This is a genomic window from Pseudomonas sp. GD03862, from assembly GCF_029840855.1.
Lineage (GTDB): Bacteria > Pseudomonadota > Gammaproteobacteria > Pseudomonadales > Pseudomonadaceae > Aquipseudomonas > Aquipseudomonas alloputida.
The window spans coordinates 15,165-33,149 of the sequence record NZ_JAOCDI010000022.1 but is presented as its reverse complement, the minus strand read 5'-3'; the positions used below and the strand labels follow the sequence as shown (position 1 = coordinate 33,149).

Here is a 17,985-nt window from a genome sequence, read left to right as displayed (position 1 = left end):
TTGGGCCTGTTCCGCCCACCCGCAATCGATGCGGGTGGGCGTTTTCATCAGTTGGCGACGATGTTGACCAGCTTGCCCGGTACCACGATGACCTTGCGGATGGTCAGGCCATCGATGAAGCGCAGGACATTCTCGTTGCTGCGGGCAGCGGCTTCGACTTCTTCGCGGCTGGCAGCGGCAGGCATCTCGACCTGGCCGCGCAGTTTACCGTTGACCTGAACCACCAAGGTAATGGAGTCCTGCACCAGCGCCTGTTCGTCGACGCTTGGCCAGGCGGCATCGATCACCGAGCCTGCGTGGCCCAGGTGCTGCCACAGCGCGTGAGAGATGTGCGGAGTGATCGGCGCCAGCAGCAGGGTGACGGCTTCCAGGCCTTCCTGCAGCAGGGCGCGGTCCTGTTCGGTGGCTTGCGGGGCCTTTTCCAGCACGTTCATCACGGTCATCACCTGGGCGATGGCGGTATTGAACTTGTGGAACTGGCCCACGTCGGTGCTGGCCTGCTTGATGGCAGCGTGAATGGCGCGGCGGATGACCTTTTGCGCGTCGTCCAAGGCGGCAACATCCAGCTTGCCTGGCAGGCCCTGGCTGACGTGAGCCTGAGCCAGACGCCAGACACGGCGCAGGAAGCGGCTGGCACCTTCGACGCCGGAGTCGGACCATTCCAGGCTCATGTCGGGCGGCGAGGCGAACATCATGAACAGGCGGCAGGTGTCGGCGCCGTAGGCTTCGATCATGGACTGCGGGTCGACGCCGTTGTTTTTCGACTTCGACATTTTCTCGGTGCCACCGATTTCCACCGGCAAGCCGTCGGTCTTCAGGCGGGCGCCAATGATCTTGGCTTTGGCATCACGCTCGATTTCGACATCGGCCGGGTTGAACCAGTCCTTGCCGCCGTTGCTGGCAACGCGGTAGTAGGTCTCGGCGACCACCATGCCCTGGGTCAGCAGGTTCTTGAATGGCTCGTTCGAGGTGACCAGGCCTTCGTCACGCATCAGCTTGTGGAAGAAGCGCGCGTACAGCAGGTGCAGGATCGCGTGTTCGATACCGCCGATGTACTGATCTACCGGCAGCCAGTGGTTGGCGGCTTTGGGGTCGACCAGGCCTTTGTCGTAGTTTGGCGAGGCGTAGCGGGCGAAGTACCAGGACGACTCGACGAAGGTGTCCATGGTGTCGGTTTCGCGCTTGGCCGGAGTACCGCATTTCGGGCAGCTGCATTCGTAGAATTCAGGCATGCGCGCCAGCGGCGAACCGGCGCCGTCCGGCACCACGTTCTCCGGCAGGGTGACCGGCAGCTGGTCTTCCGGCACCGGGACGTCGCCGCAGGACGGGCAGTGGATGATCGGGATCGGGCAGCCCCAGTAGCGCTGGCGGCTGATACCCCAGTCGCGCAGGCGGAACTGGGTACGCGATTTGCCCAGTTCCTTGCGGATCAGGGCCGCTTCGATGGCGTCGAAGGCGCCAGCAAAGTCCAGGCCGTCGAACTCTGCGGAGTTGATCAGCTGGCCGTGCTCGCCATAGGCGGCCTGCCACTCGCTGCCGACTTCATCGCCAGCGCTGGTGCGCACCACGGCCTTGACCGGCAGGTTGTACTTGTGGGCGAACTCGAAGTCGCGCTCGTCGTGGGCCGGCACGGCCATTACCGCGCCATCACCGTAGTGCATCAGCACGTAGTTGGCGACCCATACTGGCAGCTTCTCGCCAGTGAGCGGGTGCTCGACCAGCAGGGAAGTGGCCATGCCTTTCTTCTCCTGAGTGGCCATGTCGGCTTCGGCAACGCTGCCGCTCTTGCACTCATCGATGAACGCCTGCAGCGCCGGGTTGCCCTGCGCAGCCTGGGTGGCCAGCGGGTGCTCGGCGGCGACGGCGACATAGGTGGCGCCCATCAGCGTGTCCGGACGGGTGGTGAAGACCTTGAGGGTGCCTTCGTGGCCGATGCTGGCCTGGTCGTACGGGAACTGGACTTCCATGCCGCGCGATTTGCCGATCCAGTTGCGCTGCATGGTCTTGACCTGCTCAGGCCAGCCCGGCAGCTCGTCGAGGCTCTCCAGCAGCTCGTCGGCGTAATCGGTGATGCGGAAGTAGTACATCGGGATTTCGCGCTTCTCGATCAGCGCGCCCGAACGCCAGCCACGGCCGTCGATGACTTGTTCGTTGGCCAGTACGGTCTGGTCCGCCGGGTCCCAGTTCACGGTACCGTTCTTGCGGTAGATGATGCCTTTTTCGAACAGGCGGGTGAACAGCCACTGCTCCCAACGGTAGTAGTCGGGTTTGCAGGTGGTGACTTCACGTGCCCAGTCGATGGCCAGGCCCAGGCTCTTGAGCTGGGTCTTCATGTAGTCGATGTTTTCGTACGTCCACTTGGCCGGGGCGACGTTGTTTTTCATCGCCGCGTTTTCCGCGGGCATGCCGAAAGCGTCCCAGCCCATCGGCTGCAGGACGTTCTTGCCCAGCATGCGCTGGTAGCGGGCAATCACGTCACCGATGGTGTAGTTGCGCACGTGGCCCATGTGTAGCTTGCCGCTCGGGTACGGGAACATCGATAGGCAATAGTAGGTGTCTTTGCCTGGCTGTTCGGTAACAGCGAACGATTGTTGCTCGTCCCAGAACTTCTGGGCGGCGGCTTCGATATCACGGGGCGTGTATTGTTCGTGCATGGCTACTTTTGGCTGAGAGAGAAGAGACCTTGTTCCAGGCAGCGGAACCTCGCTGCGTCCGGCACTCCGGTGTCGTTTAGAGTGAACGCCGTAGCATACAGCAGCGCCGCGCATCGTGGGAAACCTTCGTTGCGAATGCCCGCTGGTCGCGGCGCACGGCTGCTTTTTGCAACGACGCTAAGCTCAGGTGTGGGGGGAGATATTCTTACCTTCAATGAGGTGAACGGATGGGAGAGACGCAGCTACCCGCAATCAGACCGGAGCTTTACGAGCGCCTGATCGACCGGCTTGGCCTGGCACTGGAAACGGCCAGGACCTCGGTGCGATTGCGCGACGAGATGCCAGCTGAGCTTGAGTTGCGTGGCCTGAGCCACGCAGAGTTCGAAGTGATCAAGGCCTACCTGGAATCCCTTCCGGAGCGCCACAATGCCCCTGTCGGCAGTTACCCACAAGCGGAGCCGACATCGGCCAAGATCATCTGGCTCAAGGACAAGAAACGCCCCGCCAGTACGGCGAGATCCAGGACGCTGCCACATCGCTAGCCGTTCAGGACGCCAGGCGCAGGCTATCGCGCGCCGGTTCTTCACTATCACACAACTCAAGATCGACGCCGGTAAGCACTTGTTGACCGGCGTCGATCCTTCTAGGCTGCACGCCTGCCAAGGAGGTGTGGCCGATGCCGATCCGATTCTTCATCAAACAATGGCTGATGCCGCCGGGCGTGCTGTTCTTGCTGCTGCTTGCGGCATGGTGGCTGCGTACGCGGCGGCCCCGGTTGGCGGCGCTTTGCTTTACCGTAGGGCTGGGTGGCCTGTGGTTGATGAGCCTGCCGCTGGTGGTGCAGGAAACCGCCCGTGTGCTGGAAAGTGAGCCGCCGCTGGCCGTGAGCGACTGGGCCGGCCTGGCGAGCCGGGCGGATGCCATTGTGGTGCTGGGCGCCGGGCGCGAGCGCGGGGACCCGGCCTGGGGTGGCGGTGACCAGCCCACGGCCACGGCACTGGAACGTATGCGCTTTGCCGCGCGACTGGCCAAAGCCTCGGGCCTGCCAGTGTTGACCAGTGGTGGGTTGCATTACGGCACGCCGCCCAGCGAGGCGAGGCTGATGGCGGAGCGCCTGCATGAAGATTTCGCTGTCGAGGTGAAATGGCGCGAAGAGGCCAGCCGCACGACCTGGGAAAATGCTCAGCTGACGGCCAAGGTGCTGCAGCCTTTGGGGTTTCGCCGGGTGGTGCTGGTGACCCAGGCCTGGCACATGCAGCGCTCACGCTGGAGTTTTGAACAGGCGGGGTTCGAGGTGGTGCCGGCGCCGGTGGGGTTCCTTGGGCGCGATCATGCGCGGCCGTTTGGCGGGCTGCTGCCAGAGAGCCGGGCGATGTGGCAGAGCGGGCAGTTGTTCAATGAAGTGGTGGGGTTGGTGGGGTATCGGGTGTTCTACTGATTCACCGGCTTACATAATCCCCTGTAGGACCGGGCTTGCCCGCGAAAGGGCCTGCCCTGCTGGCCAATCTCCATCCGCTGTTCACCGTTGCCGCGACTACCGTATTCGCGGGTAAACCCGCTCCTACAGTGGCCGCGTATCGCCAGTCAGACGGTTTTTGCAATACGCCCTGCCAGCAACGCCCAGCCCAGCAGCAATGCACAGACAATTGCCAGCGGCCATGAGCGCCATTGCAGGTAAGGCGTCAGCTGCTGCATCGGCACCACCTCGCCATACAGCACGGCCTGCTGGAACTGCGGAATCTGCGTGGTAATGCGGCCAAACGGGTCGATCAGCGCGGTCACGCCGTTGTTGGTGGCGCGGATCATCCAGCGGCCGGCTTCCAGCGCGCGCATCTGCGCCATCTGCAGGTGCTGCAAGGGGCCGATCGATTTGCCGAACCAGGTGTCGTTGCTGATGGTCAGCAGCAGGTCGCTACGCGCAGCCAGGCCGGCGGCGAACTCGGGGTAGACCACCTCGTAGCAGATGTAAGGCGCAATCTGGTAGCCCTTGGCCTGCAGCAGCGGCTGGTCTTCCGGACCGCGGGCGAAGTCGGACATGGGCAGGTTGAAGAACTCGATGGCCCCACGCAGCACGTCTTGCAGCGGCACATACTCGCCAAATGGCACCAGCTTCTGCTTGAGGTAGGTGCCATCGCCTTCGCCAGTGACGGTGATGCCGTTGTAGTAGCGGCGCTGGTGGTGCACTTCTTCACGCACCGGCACGCCCGTGATCAGCGCCGAGTGGCGCTCGGCGGCGAAGCGGCCCATCACGTCGATGTAGCCCTGGGCCTGGTCCTTGAGCACCGGAACGGCGGTTTCCGGCCACACCAGCAGGTCCACCGGCCTGGAGCTGAAGCTCAGGTCGCGGTATAGCGCCAGTTGCGCGTCGATGTGCGCAGGGTCCCATTTCAGGTCCTGCTCGACGTTGCCCTGGATCGCCGCCACTTTCAGCGGATCGCCTGCCGGAATGGTCCAGGCATGGCCCTTGAGCGCCAGGCCCAGCACCCAGGGGGCCAGCAACAGCACGCTGGCCACGGTCAGGAACGAGGGGCGGGTGCGCAGGCGGTGCAGGTTGCACAGCAGGGCGGCGGTGAGGGCGAGGCTGAAGGAAATCAGCCATACCCCGCCCAGCGGCGCAAGGCCGGCCAACGGGCCGTCCAGCTGGCTATAGCCGGCGTAGAGCCAGGGGAAACCGGTCAGGAACCAGCCGCGGAAGGCCTCTTGCAGTAGCCAGAGGGCGGCGAAGCACAGGGCGTCGGCCAGTGGTGCTTCGTTGCGCCGTAGCCAGCGCGCCCACAGCCAGGTGGGCAGGGCGAAGAACCAGGCCAGTGCGGCGAAGAACGCCAGCAACAACACGATTGCCAGCAGCGGCGAGGCGCCGCCGTAGGTGTTCATGCTGACGTAGATCCACCAGGTGCCGGCGCCATACAGGCCAAACCCAAACCACCAGCCACGCCACATGGCCTGGCGCGGGCTGAGCTCGCGCAGGCCAAGGTAGAGCACCGCGATGGACAGCACCGCCAACGGCCAGATGTCGAACGGCGCCAGGGCCAGGAGGGTGGAAGCACCGGCCGCCAGGGCCAGCAGGTTACCGGGCCAGCCGGGGCGGGTGATCCAACGCATGTTTGTCCTTAACGGGTGATCGGGGTCAGGCGCAGCAAGTGTATCCGCCGGCTGTCGGCGTTGAGAATACGGAACTTGTAAGACCCGATCTCAGTGGTTTCGTTGCGCTTGGGCAGGTGGCCAAAGGCGCTCATCACCAGGCCGCCGACCGTGTCGAACTCGTCATCGGAGAACTCGCTGTCGAAGAACTCGTTGAAGTTCTCGATCGGGGTAAGCGCTTTGACCAAAAAATCACCGCTGGGCAGTGGTTTGATGTAGCTGTCTTCCTCGACGTCGTGCTCGTCTTCGATATCGCCGACGATCTGCTCCAGCACGTCCTCGATGGTGACCAGGCCCGCCACGCCGCCATATTCGTCGATGACGATGGCCATGTGGTTGTGGTTGGCGCGGAATTCACGCAGCAGCACGTTCAGGCGCTTGGACTCGGGCACGAAGGTGGCCGGGCGCAGCAGGTCCTTGATGTTGAAGCTGTCGCCGTTCTCCTTGAGGATCAACGGCAGCAAGTCTTTGGCGAGCAGGATCCCGAGCACATCGTCATGGCTTTCGCCGATTACCGGGTAGCGCGAGTGCGCGGCGTCGATCACCGCCGGCAGGAACTCGCGAGGCGACTGGCCGGCCTTGATGCTGTTCATCTGCGAGCGCGGCACCATGATGTCGCGAACCTGCAGGTCGGCTACCTGAATGGCGCCTTCGACGATGGTCAGCGCTTCGCTGTCCAGCAATTTGTTCTGATGGGCTTCGCGCAGCAGCTCAAGCAGCTCCTGGCGGTTTTTCGGCTCATGGGCAAAAGCCTGGGTCAGTTTACCCAGCCAGGACTTCTGCCCGTTGCTCGATCGATCTTCGCTCATGGCGGTTCTCGTGATCCTTCGTGTATCAGTGTGTGATTGTGTCGGTTTCATCATCGGCATACGGGTCGGGGTGACCCAGTTCTGCCAGCAATTCCCGTTCCAGGCTTTCCATTTCCTCGGCTTCCTCATCCTCGATGTGGTCATAGCCGAGCAAGTGCAGGCAACCGTGGATGACCAGGTGCGCCCAGTGCGCTTCCAGCGATTTGCCTTGTTCGGCCGCTTCGCGCTCGACCACCGCTACACAGATGACCAGGTCGCCCAGCAGCGGGATATCGAGCAGGTCATCGGGCACATCGGCCGGGAACGACAACACATTGGTCGCGTAGTCCTTGTGCCGGTAGGTGTGGTTCAGCTCGCGGCCTTCGGCTTCGTCGACCAGGCGAATGGTCATTTCCGAGTCGGCGCTGCGCTGGCGCAACGCCAATTCGCACCAGCGGCGCAAGGCGGCGTCTTCTGGAGTGGCAGCATCCGTGGCCCGTTGGATATCAAGTTCAAGCATCTTTGCCGGGCGCCTCGGGCTTGGGCTGGCGGGCTTCGAAGCGGTCGTAGGCTTCGACGATACGCTGAACCAGTGGGTGACGAACCACATCCTTGGGTTGGAAATGGGTAAAGCTGATCCCCGGAACGTCCTTCAGCACCTCGATGACGTGCGCCAGGCCCGACTTGGTGCCACGGGGCAGGTCGACCTGGGTTATGTCACCGGTGATCACCGCAGTAGAGCCGAAACCGATGCGGGTCAGGAACATCTTCATCTGCTCGAGCGTGGTGTTCTGGCTTTCGTCGAGGATGATGAAGCTGTTGTTCAGGGTGCGGCCACGCATGTAGGCCAGAGGGGCGATTTCGATCACCTGGCGTTCGATCAGCTTGGCCACGTGTTCGAAGCCGAGCATTTCGTACAGGGCGTCGTACAGCGGGCGCAGGTACGGGTCGATCTTCTGTGCCAGGTCGCCGGGCAGGAAACCGAGCTTCTCACCCGCCTCGACCGCCGGGCGCACCAGCAGGATGCGGCGCACCTGTTCGCGTTCCAGCGCGTCCACGGCGCAGGCTACGGCCAGGTAGGTCTTGCCGGTACCGGCCGGGCCGATGCCGAAATTGATGTCGTTGGCCAGGATTTCCTTGACGTAGCGCTGCTGGTTGAGCCCGCGCGGGCGGATATTGCCCTTGCGCGTGCGCAGCGACACGCTGACCTCGTTGACGGCCGGGTTGTCGATGTTCTCGACAGCCGACTCCTGCAGGTACAGGTGCACGGTTTCCGGTGACAGGTCGGTGGCCTTGGTCTCGCGATAGAGACGGCGCAACAGCTGTTCGGCAGCGGAGGTGGTCCTGGGTTCGCCGATCAGTTCGAACTGATTGCCGCGGTTGCGGATCTCGATGGCCAGGCGCTGTTCGATCAGGCGCAGGTGCTCGTCGAACTGGCCGCACAAGTTGGCGAAACGGTGGGCCTCGAAAGGTTCGAGGATGAAACGATGGGGTTCTATGGGTGCGTTCAAGGTCGTTTTTAGCCGCTCGACGGCGATGGAGTTGAACTCAAGAATAACCCTTGAATGGCAGTGGCGAAAGCACTGAAACGATCAAGGGTTGGCTCAAGGTATATAGTGCCTGTTCTGGCCTCTTCGCGGGCATGCCCGCTCCCACAGGTACTGCACGGGTTTGAAGGTGGGTGCAATACCTGTGGGGCTTGCCCGCGAAGGGGGCGGTGCAGGTATGATCCCCGTCTTTTCTTACGCATGTGTTATCTGGCCAAACATGAGCAAACGCGAACCCGCCATCTATAAAGTGATCTTCCTGAACCAGGGTCAGGTCTTCGAGATGTACGCCAAGCAGATCTACCAGAGTGACCTGTGGGGCTTTCTGGAAATCGAGGAGTTCGTGTTCGGCGAGCGCTCGCAACTGGTCGTGGACCCGAGTGAGGAGAAGCTCAAGAGCCAGTTCGACGGAGTGGTCCGCAGCTTCGTGCCGATGCACTCGATTGTGCGCATCGATGAGGTGGAGCGCCTGGGCACGGCGAAGATCAGCGAGGCCAAGGGCGGCGGCAATGTGATGCCGTTCCCGATGCCAATGCCGGAAAAGTGACCTTCAGGGAAGCGGCGAGAACGGCGTGCGCCCTTCGGCGTTCTGCAGTTCGAGCAGGTACTTGCGGAAAATCTGGCCGAGCACCTGGGTGGCATGCTCCAGTTCGTCGCGGGGCATTTGCTCGGTCACTTCGTCGGCCATGTCCAGCGCATCTTCGGCGCCATTGACCGCAGCCATTTTCAGCAGGATGTAGGCCTGCACGTTGTTGGCCTTGACCCCTTCGCCATGGAAGAACATGGCGCCCAGACGGTATTGGGCGTCGGCTTGGCCCTGCAGCGATGCCTTCTGGAACCAGTCCAGGGCTTTGCCCAGGTTTTTTGGCGTTTGCGTGTAGTAATACTCGCCCAGTTCGAATTGCGCCTGGGCATCCCCCGCAGTCGCCGTCTGCTCGCAGGCCTTGAGGGCGTTTGCCAGGTCTTCAGGCTGAACGTTCAAGGTGCAGCGGCCCGTCGCCGGAATCAGCAACGAGTTACCGCCCTCCGCCAGGGCCAGCAGGGGCTGAAGAAGCAACAGGCAGCCCAGGGTCAGGGCGCGGCCGGTGCGGTTCATGGGGATCGACTTACCTCTGCAAAGCTGCGGCCAATGTCTCTGGTGGCACATTATGGGATAAGCAGCGCCAACCTTACAAAGTTTTACTCGAATTTCTGCTTGGTTGGGGAAGTCAGCTGATTGTGTGTGCGTAATTATTGCCTGGACCGGCCTCTTCGCGGGTGAACCCGCTCCTACAAAGGGGTGTCGTTTTCATGAGTGTAGGAGTGGGTTGGCTCACGAAGAGGCCGGTACAGGCTGGCCATCACTTCAGGGCAGCAAAGGCTTTCTCAGCCGCATCCAGGGTGATCTGCAACTCCTTGTCGCCATGGGCGATGGAGGTGAAGCCCGCTTCGAATGCGCTCGGTGCCAGGTACACGCCACCGTCGAGCATCAGGTGGAAGAAGCGCTTGAAGCGCTCGGCATCGCTGGCCATCACGTCTTCGAAGGTGACGATATCGTCGGCGCCGCTGAAGTACAGGCCGAACATGGCACCGGCCTGGGTGGTGACGAAAGGCACACCAGCGGCATCGGCGCGTTGCTGCAGGCCGTCAAGCATGCGGCTGGTGTAGTCGGTCAGCTCGGCGTGGAAGCCTGGGCGGCTGATCAGCTTGAGGGTGGTCAGGCCGGCGGCCATGGCCAGCGGGTTGCCCGACAGGGTGCCGGCCTGGTAGACCGGGCCGAGCGGGGCGATGCAGCCCATGATTTCACGCTTGCCGCCGAAACAGCCGACCGGCATGCCGCCACCGACGATCTTGCCGAAGGTCGACAGGTCCGGCTTGATGCCGTAATGGCCCTGGGCGCCGCCGAGCGAGACGCGGAAACCGGTCATCACTTCGTCGAAGATCAGCACCACGCCATGCTTGTCGCATTGCTCGCGCAGGCCTTCGAGGAAACCCGGTGCCGGTGGTACGCAGTTCATGTTGCCGGCCACTGGCTCCACGATGATGCAGGCCACGGTCTGGCCAACTTCGGCCAGGGTCTTCTCGACGGCGGCGATGTCGTTGAACGGCAGGGTCAGGGTGTGCTTGGCGAAGTCCGCTGGCACGCCTGCCGAGCTTGGCACGCCTTGGGTCAGCAAGCCCGAGCCGGCTTTTACCAGCAGGCTGTCGGAGTGGCCGTGGTAGCAGCCTTCGAACTTGATGATGGCGTCACGGCCAGTGTAGCCACGGGCCAGACGGATGGCACTCATGGTGGCTTCAGTGCCCGAGCTGACCATGCGCACCATTTCCATCGACGGTACGATCGAGCAGACCAGGTCGGCCATCTCGGTTTCCATGGCGGTCGGCGCGCCGTAGGACAGGCCGTGTTCCAGCTGCCTGCGTACCGAGTCCAGCACGTCCGGGTGGCCGTGGCCGAGGATCATCGGGCCCCAGGAGCCGACGTAGTCGACGTAGCGTTTGTCGTCCTCGTCAACGACATAGGCGCCTTCGGCATGCTTGAAGAACAGCGGCGTGCCGCCAACGCTCTTGAAAGCGCGGACTGGCGAGTTGACGCCGCCAGGGATGTGCTTCTGGGCTTGGGCGAACAGGGCTTCGGAACGGGACATGGAAGTATCTCTCGAATCAGGATGCGAACAAGGCGTTGAAGGCGCGGGCGCGGCGGGTGACTTCCTGCGCGCTGTCGGCACCGAACAAGCCGTGGATCACCGCCAGCAGGTCGGCGCCGTGGGCGACCAACGGGGCGGCGTTGTCGAGGGTGATGCCGCCGATCACGGCGATCGGCAGTTTCACCTGGGCGCGGGCCTGCTCGAGCAGGCCGACGTTGGCAGCGGGCGCGCCCGGCTTGGTGACAGAATTGAAGAAGCGGCCAAAGGCCACGTAGCTGGCGCCTTCGCTGGCAGCCTGGGCGGCCAGTTCGAGGCTGGCGTGGCAGGTGGAGCCGATGATTGCCTGACGCCCGAGCAGTGCGCGGGCCGGGGTCAGCGGGCCGTCGGTCTGGCCCAGGTGCACGCCGACACCCAGGCGGGCGGCCAGTTCGGCGTCGTCGTTGATCAGCAACTGGGTGCCGTAACGCTCGCAGAGCTTCATCAGCCCTTCGGCTTCACGCAGGCGGCGCGCAGCATCGTCGCTCTTGTCGCGGTACTGCAGCAGACGCACGCCGCCTTCCAGGGCCGCCTCGACATGGGACAGGAAACGGCCGGCGAGCAGCTGGCTGTCGGTGATGGCGTACAGACCGCGTAGCTTCATTGAAGGCCTCGTATCAGGAGCAGAAGTCCAGTGGCAGGCGGCGCGGCACGTATTGGCCCTTGCCCAGTTGCTCGGCGTCACGCAGGGTGCGCCAGGTGTAGTCCAGGGCGGTGCGCACGGCGCTTTCCAACTGCTCGCCGAGCGCCAGGCGGCCGGCCAGGGCGCTGGCCAGGGTGCAGCCCGAGCCATGGTAGCTGCCCGGCAGGCGCTGGCAAGTCCAGGTGAAGTGCTGGCCGTCCTGGGTATACAGGCGGTTGTGGATTTCGTCTTCGTCGCCGTGACCGCCGGTAATCAGCAGGTGTCTACAGAACGGCAACAGTTTCTCGGCACATTCGTCAGCGGTGCCCTCGGGCAGTTCGGCGAGGATGCGTGCTTCGGGCAGGTTCGGCGTGGCGATGGTCGCCAGCGGCAGCAACCGTTCACGCAGGGCGTAGCCCACTTCGTCCTTGCCCAGGCGGCCACCGCCACCGGCACGCAGCACCGGGTCGCAGACCAGTGGCAGGTGAGGGTGGACGGCCAGCAGTTCGGCGACGGTGTCGACCATCTCGATCGAGCCGAGCATGCCCAACTTGACGGCGGCCACCGTGGAGTCGGCCAGCACGGCATTGGCCTGGGCCAGCACCCACTCGCGGTCGAGCACGCGGAAGTCGGAAACGTTGACGGTATCCTGCACGGTCAGGGCGGTCACTGCAGGTGCAGCGTGGCAGCCTTGGGCGATCAGGGCTTCGATATCTGCCTGCAAGCCGGCGCCGCCACTGGGGTCGTGGCCGGAGAGACAGAGGACAACGGGGCGGGAGCTGTAGGTATTCATGGTCGGCGAGCTTACCACCAAACCTGTTTGGGCGGATCGTCCGACAAACGAGTTTTACTGATCGATCGGTCAGGTTGCTGATTGGTTTTCTATTGAAAGCATTGATTTAGAGCCTTTTCTTTGTGTTTTTATGTGGCCGATTGCCAGGTTGTGAGGCTATGCTAGAGTGCTCGGATAACTCGACAAACGGGTTCTGCAGGATCACGTCGTCTCAAACGGATGGGAGGCTACCGCGACGCGACCGGACAGGCCATGCTGGGGCTGTATGCGCTATTTGCTGATTGTGCTTCTGGGTTTGCTGCCCGTGCTGGCCGGAGCGGTCGATTTCGACGACGCTACCCGGCATCTTCCACTGGGCAAGGCCATGCAGGTTTATGAAGACCCCGATGGCAATGCCAGCATCGCTCAGGTCAGTGCCCCCGGTTTCGCCAAACACTTTCAGCCCCACCATGAGGATGTGCTGAACGCCGGTTACTCCACCTCGGTGTTCTGGCTCAAGGTCGAACTGCGCCCCACTGCCGCGCCCAACGCTGCCCCGCGGACATGGCTGCTGGAGTTGGCCTACCCGCCGCTGGATCACCTCGAACTGTATCTGCCTGACAGCAGCGGCTTGTACCGCCTGGCGCAGCGCACCGGCGATGCCTTGCCCTACGACAGCCGGCAGATCCGGCAGAACAACTACTTGTTCGAACTGCAACTGCCGCCAGGCAAGGTGACCACCGCGTACCTGCGGCTGCACAGCCAGGGTTCGGTGCAAGCGCCGCTGGCGTTATGGTCCCCTGAAGCCTACCTGGAAGAGCAGCCCACGCGCCTGTATGTGCTGGGGATGATCTACGGCGTTTTACTGGTGATGCTGGTGTACAACCTGTTCATCTACCTCAGCGTGCGTGACGTCAGCTACCTCTATTACATCCTTTACATCGCTTCGTTCGGCCTTTACCAGGTCTCGGTGAACGGCGCCGGTGTAGCCTATTTCTGGCCAGACAGCCCTTGGTGGGCGAATGCCTCCACGCCTTTGTTCATTGGTGCAGCCGGCCTGTTCGGTTGCCAGTTCGCCCGGCACTTCCTGCAATTGGGCAGCCTCAACCGTGGCTTCGATCGCCTGTTGCAACTGCTGATGCTGGGGGGGGCGCTGGTCATGGTACTGGCGGTGAGCATGCCTTACGGCATTGCGCTGCGCATGGCCACGCTGCTGGCGCTGCTGTTCACCATAAGCGTCTTCAGCGCCGGCCTGTATGCCTGGTGGCGCGGCTTGCGAGTGGCGCGCTGGTTCATCATCGCCTGGACGGCGTTCCTGCTTGGCGGACTGGTCAACACCTTGATGGTACTGGGCTACCTGCCGAACGTGTTCATCACCATGTATGCCAGCCAGCTGGGTTCGGCCTTGGAAGTGGCCTTGCTGTCGCTGGCGCTGGCCGACCGCATCAACAGCCTGCGCGAGCAGCAGGCACAGACCTTGCGCGACACTGGGCGTACGCTGGAGCAATTGAACCTGCAACTGGCCAGGAGCAATCGCCTGAAGGACGAGTTCCTGGCCAGCGTGACTCATGAACTGCGCACCCCGATGAATGGGGTGATTGGCTCGCTCGAGCTGATGCACACCTTGCCGATGGGGGCTGAAATGGCTCAGTACCATCACACGGCAGTGGGGTCTGCCCAAGGCATGATGGATATGGTCGATGCCATTCTTACCCTGTCCGAATTGCAGGCCGGCCGCCTGCGGGCGCAGCCGGCACCGTTCAGCCTACGCGCCCTGTTGCAGGGTTTGCGCGCCGGTTATGCCGGGCAGGCGCTGGGCAAAGGCCTGTACCTGAGCCTGGACATTCCGGCCGACCTGCCGGACGGGTTGCTCGGTGACGGGCAGAAGCTGGCGCACTGCCTGGGTTGCCTGGTGGACAACGGTTTGAAGTTCACCCATCAGGGCGGTGTGATGATCCAGGTGCGCGGCCGCCGGGTGGGGCCGGATGATCTGGCGTTGACCTTTACCGTCAGCGACAGCGGTATCGGTTTCGATGATCTGGAGCAGTCGACCCTGTACCAGCGGTTCTTCCAGGTCGATGGTTCGATGACCCGGCGGTATGGCGGTTTGGGGATTGGGTTGTCGATTTGCCGGCAGATGGGGGAGTTGCTGGGGGCCAGATTGGCGCATGAATCGACGCGCGGGCTGGGTAGCCGCTTCGAGTTGAGTTTGAACATGGCGATTTCGCAGGCGCAGATGAGCCCGCACATGCTGCAGGCGCGGCGCTCGCTGTAGGAGCGGGTTCACCCGCGAAAGGGCCGGGTCTGCTGGCCAATATACACCCACCGTTCACCGTTGCCGCCACCACCGTATTCGCGGGTAAACCCGCTCCTACACAGCACAGGTCGTTGTAGGAGCGGGTTCACCCGCGAAAGGGCCGGGTCTGCTGGCCGATATCCACCCGCCGTTCACCGTTGCCGCCACCTACGCGCGCGCACGCCAGCAACCACACGTTTAGTCATTAATACCCCTTTGACTACCCCGCAAGCAGTGCTTCACTGGGACTCTCAAGCCTACCCGGATCCAGGAGCCCCCCGATGAGCCTGCACCAGTACGCTGAAACCCACGAAGTCACCAACCAGCCGCCGCCGCTCGACGGTGCCAACCTGTACCGCCTCGACCTGCCCTTGCAAGAATGGTCAAGGCGTTTTGGCGCGGGCTGGGCCGAGTCGCGGATCGACGCCTATGGTGCCCTGGCCGGCGGCCCGCTGATGCAGGCAGGCTTCCTGGCCAACGCGCACAAACCCGAGTTCAGCAGCCACGACCGCTATGGCCATCGCATCGATCTGGTCGAGTTCCACCCGGCCTACCATGAGTTGATGCGTACCGCCGTCGAACATGGCCTGCCTTCTTTACCATGGGCCGAGCCCCGTGCTGGCGCCCATGTTGCACGGGCTTCGATGACCTACCTGCACAGCCAGGCCGAGGCCGGCACCGGCTGCCCGCTGACCATGACGTTTGCCGCCGTGCCGGCATTGCGCCTGCAGCCTGAGCTGGCTGAATACTGGCTGCCGAAAATCCTTGCCTGCGAATATGACCCGCGCAACGTTGGCGACCGGCACAAGGCCGGGGTCACCCTGGGCATGGCCATGACCGAAAAGCAGGGCGGCACCGATGTGCGCGCCAACACTACCCGGGCCTATCCGGTCGGTGCGCCGGGCCCGGGGCAGGCCTATGAGCTGGTTGGCCACAAGTGGTTCTGCTCGGCGCCGATGTGCGACGCTTTCCTGACCTTGGCGCAAACCGAAAAAGGCCTGAGCTGCTTCCTGCTGCCGCGCCACCGCCCCGATGGCAACCGCAACCAGTTCTATATCCAGCGCCTGAAGAACAAGCTGGGCAACAGCTCCAACGCCTCCAGCGAGGTGGAGTTCCGCGGTGCGCTTGCGTGGATGATTGGCGAAGAGGGACGCGGCGTGCCGACCATCATCGAGATGGTCGCCATGACCCGGTTCGACTGCATGGTCGGCTCCAGCGCACTGATGCGCCAGGCGTTGACGCAGGCGGCCCACCATTGCGCGCATCGCAAGGTCGGCGGGCGGGTGCTGAACGAGCAGCCATTGATGCAGAACGTGCTGGCCGACCTGGCCCTGGAAAGCGAGGCTGCGCTCGCCTTGAGCTTGCGCATGGGCCAGGCGCTGGAGCAACTGGACGACCCGCAACAGGCGCATTTTGCCCGGCTGGTCACGGCGGTGGGCAAGTACTGGATCTGCAAACGTGCGCCGGCCATGATCAACGAGGCCGCCGAATGCCTGGGTGGCGCGGGTTATGTGGAAGACAGCATTCTGCCACGGCTGTACCGCGAGGCACCGGTCAACTCGACCTGGGAGGGCTCGGGCAACGTGCAGTGCCTGGATGTGCTGCGGGCCTTGTCCAAGGAGCCGGGCGTACTCGATGCACTGTTTGTCGAGCTGGGTGACGGGCATGGCGACCCGCGCCTGGCGGCGCATATCGGCAACCTCAAGGGGGCGTTTGCCGACACCGGCGACATGCAGTACCGCGCGCGGCAACTGACCGAGGATATTGCCCTGGCGTTGCAGGCCAAGCTGCTGCTGGAGGCGGGGAATACGGAGGTCAGTGATGCGTTTATCGGCAGCCGCTTGGCCGGTGGTGGCCGGGTGTACGGGGCGCTGCCGCGAGGTGTGGATGTGATGGCATTGGTCACAAGGGCTACGCCTGCCTGGCCCCTGTAGCAGCGGGCTTGCCCGCGAATGAACCCAACACCGATCAATGGGGGTGTATTTAACCAAGAAGGCAGGCAAGATGGATCACATGCATGTCCAGACAGGAAGCACAGTGTGAGCCACGCTTTTGTAGTCGTTGATACCCCCGAACAGGCCGTCGACCGTCTGGCGGCCTTGCATGAACAGGCCACAGGTGCCCTGAGTCAGGCCCTGAAGCGTTACCTGAAGGACCGTACCGAGCCCGATACCGATGAGCGCGACCTGTTCCGCTACCCGGCACTGCGCCTGACCTACTACAGCCATGGCGAAGTCGCCGCCACCACCCGCGCCTATGCCAAGGTCCAGGTTGCCGGCACCTACAGCGTCACCGTCACCCAGCCCGCTGCGTTCCGTGGCTACCTGCTGGAGCAATTGCGCCCGCTGATGCATGACTACACTGTTACGGTAGAAGTCGGCGTCAGCGAGCAGAACATCCCTTATCCCTATGTGGTCGACCAGGGCGACGAGCTGGCCGGTAGCGGCATTACCGCTGCGCAGCTGGCGCGAGTGTTCCCCAGCACCGACCTGTCGGCGGCCACCGACAACATCGCTGATGGCCTGTACGACTGGGACCGTGCTGAAATCATGCCACTGGCGTTGTTCGATGCCGCGCGCGTCGACTTCTCGCTACGCCGCCTGGTGCACTACACCGGCAGCGACTGGCGCCATGTACAGCCGTGGATCCTGCTGACCAACTACCACCGCTATGTCGACCAGTTCATCAGCCATGGCCTGGAACAATTGCGTGACGACCCGCGCTTCGTGCGTATGGTGCTGCCGGGCAACGTCGTGATCGAAAAGGGCATGGATCATGGCGAAACCCAGGCCCTGGTGGCGAGCGTGGTCTGGCACCGCTACCAGATGCCGGCCTACCACCTGATCGCCGCCGACGGCGATGGCGTTACCTTGGTCAACATTGGTGTGGGCCCGTCCAACGCCAAGAACATCACCGACCACCTGGCCGTGCTGCGCCCGCATTGCTGGCTGATGATCGGCCACTGCGGCGGCCTGCGGCAGTCGCAGACCATCGGCGACTACGTGCTGGCACACGCCTATATGCGCCGTGACGGCATTCTCGACCGGGTCGTGCCGCCGAATATCCCGATCCCGGCCCTGGCCGAAGTGCAGATGGCCTTGCAGGAGGCCGCCGCGCAGGTCACTGGCGAGCGTGGCGAGCAGTTGAAAAAGCGCCTGCGCACCGGCACCGTGCTGACCTACGACGACCGCAACTGGGAGCTGCGCTGGGCTCAGGAACGCCCGCTGATCAACCTGTCGCGTGCCGTGGCGGTGGACATGGAAAGCGGCACCATTGCTGCCCAGGGCTACCGTTTGCGCGTGCCTTACGGCACCTTGCTGTGCGTGTCCGACAAGCCGCTGCACAGCGAGATCAAACTGCCAGGTTCGGCCAACGCCTTCTATAACCGGGCGGTCAGCCAGCACCTGAAGATCGGCATTGCTGCCCTCGACTTGCTGCGCACCGAGCTCAACTCGCTGCACTCGCGTAAACTGCGCAGCTTCGATGAGCCGCCGTTCCGCTGAGG

The 17,985-nt window shown here is 63.3% G+C and carries 15 protein-coding genes; 6 read left to right on the top strand and 9 right to left on the bottom strand.

Annotated features, from left to right (window positions below; genetic code table 11):
* Positions 1-47 precede the first annotated feature (47 nt).
* A complete protein-coding gene (gene leuS / locus N5D53_RS15650; RefSeq protein WP_064491246.1) occupies positions 48-2,654 on the bottom strand; it encodes a leucine--tRNA ligase in 2,607 nt (868 codons plus the stop codon).
* Positions 2,655-2,881: 227 nt separating this feature from the next.
* Here leuS and N5D53_RS15645 point away from each other — a divergent pair, with 227 nt between their 5' ends.
* Together N5D53_RS15645 and N5D53_RS15640 are read left to right on the top strand one after the other, a co-directional pair.
* Positions 2,882-3,196: a hypothetical protein gene (locus N5D53_RS15645; RefSeq protein WP_010955411.1), complete on the top strand. Its 315-nt coding sequence runs from the start codon at positions 2,882-2,884 to the stop codon at positions 3,194-3,196.
* Between the two features lie 134 nt (positions 3,197-3,330).
* Positions 3,331-4,092: a YdcF family protein gene (locus tag N5D53_RS15640; RefSeq protein WP_064491245.1), complete on the top strand. Its 762-nt coding sequence runs from the start codon at positions 3,331-3,333 to the stop codon at positions 4,090-4,092.
* Positions 4,093-4,238: 146 nt separating this feature from the next.
* On the opposite strand, the gene lnt is transcribed toward N5D53_RS15640, so the two are convergent.
* The 4 genes from lnt to N5D53_RS15620 are packed head-to-tail and all read right to left on the bottom strand — an operon-like array spanning position 4,239 to position 8,094.
* Positions 4,239-5,756: an apolipoprotein N-acyltransferase gene (lnt, locus tag N5D53_RS15635; protein ID WP_198748162.1), complete on the bottom strand. Its 1,518-nt coding sequence runs from the start codon at positions 5,754-5,756 to the stop codon at positions 4,239-4,241.
* An 8-nt stretch (positions 5,757-5,764) separates the two neighbouring features.
* The gene (locus tag N5D53_RS15630; protein ID WP_003249762.1) at positions 5,765-6,604 is read right to left on the bottom strand and encodes an HlyC/CorC family transporter; all 840 of its coding nucleotides are present in this window, start codon (positions 6,602-6,604) and stop codon (positions 5,765-5,767) included.
* 25 nt (positions 6,605-6,629) lie between these two features.
* Positions 6,630-7,103 (bottom strand): rRNA maturation RNase YbeY, encoded by a 474-nt coding sequence (gene ybeY / locus N5D53_RS15625; RefSeq protein WP_010955408.1) that lies wholly within the window; start codon positions 7,101-7,103, stop codon positions 6,630-6,632.
* Positions 7,096-8,094: a PhoH family protein gene (locus N5D53_RS15620; RefSeq protein ID WP_014592526.1), complete on the bottom strand. Its 999-nt coding sequence runs from the start codon at positions 8,092-8,094 to the stop codon at positions 7,096-7,098. Before N5D53_RS15620 ends, ybeY begins: the two co-directional genes overlap by 8 nt.
* 256 nt (positions 8,095-8,350) lie before the next feature.
* Between N5D53_RS15620 and N5D53_RS15615 the strand changes: the two genes are divergently transcribed.
* The gene (locus tag N5D53_RS15615; RefSeq protein WP_003249769.1) at positions 8,351-8,677 is read left to right on the top strand and encodes a DUF1820 family protein; all 327 of its coding nucleotides are present in this window, start codon (positions 8,351-8,353) and stop codon (positions 8,675-8,677) included.
* A 3-nt stretch (positions 8,678-8,680) separates the two neighbouring features.
* On the opposite strand, the gene N5D53_RS15610 is transcribed toward N5D53_RS15615, so the two are convergent.
* The 4 genes from N5D53_RS15610 to N5D53_RS15595 all read right to left on the bottom strand — a co-directional run bounded on the left by N5D53_RS15610 (position 8,681) and on the right by N5D53_RS15595 (position 12,205).
* Positions 8,681-9,226, bottom strand: coding sequence for a tetratricopeptide repeat protein (locus N5D53_RS15610; protein ID WP_004576914.1), 546 nt, complete (start codon positions 9,224-9,226; stop codon positions 8,681-8,683).
* Positions 9,227-9,470: 244 nt separating this feature from the next.
* Entirely contained in the window at positions 9,471-10,754 is a 1,284-nt protein-coding gene (gene hemL, locus N5D53_RS15605; RefSeq protein WP_010955406.1) for a glutamate-1-semialdehyde 2,1-aminomutase, read from the bottom strand.
* A 16-nt stretch (positions 10,755-10,770) separates the two neighbouring features.
* The gene (thiE, locus tag N5D53_RS15600; protein WP_190869917.1) at positions 10,771-11,394 is read right to left on the bottom strand and encodes a thiamine phosphate synthase; all 624 of its coding nucleotides are present in this window, start codon (positions 11,392-11,394) and stop codon (positions 10,771-10,773) included.
* Positions 11,395-11,407: 13 nt separating this feature from the next.
* The gene (locus N5D53_RS15595; protein ID WP_190869918.1) at positions 11,408-12,205 is read right to left on the bottom strand and encodes a hydroxymethylpyrimidine/phosphomethylpyrimidine kinase; all 798 of its coding nucleotides are present in this window, start codon (positions 12,203-12,205) and stop codon (positions 11,408-11,410) included.
* Between the two features lie 265 nt (positions 12,206-12,470).
* Between N5D53_RS15595 and N5D53_RS15590 the strand changes: the two genes are divergently transcribed.
* The 3 genes from N5D53_RS15590 (at position 12,471) to amn (ending at position 17,983) form a co-directional block, all read left to right on the top strand.
* On the top strand, positions 12,471-14,459 hold the full coding sequence (locus N5D53_RS15590; protein ID WP_266022699.1) for a hybrid sensor histidine kinase/response regulator: 1,989 nt from the start codon (positions 12,471-12,473) through the stop codon (positions 14,457-14,459).
* A 302-nt stretch (positions 14,460-14,761) separates the two neighbouring features.
* On the top strand, positions 14,762-16,414 hold the full coding sequence (locus N5D53_RS15585; protein ID WP_190869919.1) for an acyl-CoA dehydrogenase family protein: 1,653 nt from the start codon (positions 14,762-14,764) through the stop codon (positions 16,412-16,414).
* A 105-nt stretch (positions 16,415-16,519) separates the two neighbouring features.
* Complete coding sequence (amn, locus tag N5D53_RS15580) at positions 16,520-17,983, top strand: AMP nucleosidase (protein WP_014592520.1); 1,464 nt, start codon at positions 16,520-16,522, stop codon at positions 17,981-17,983.
* Positions 17,984-17,985: the final 2 nt, after the last annotated feature.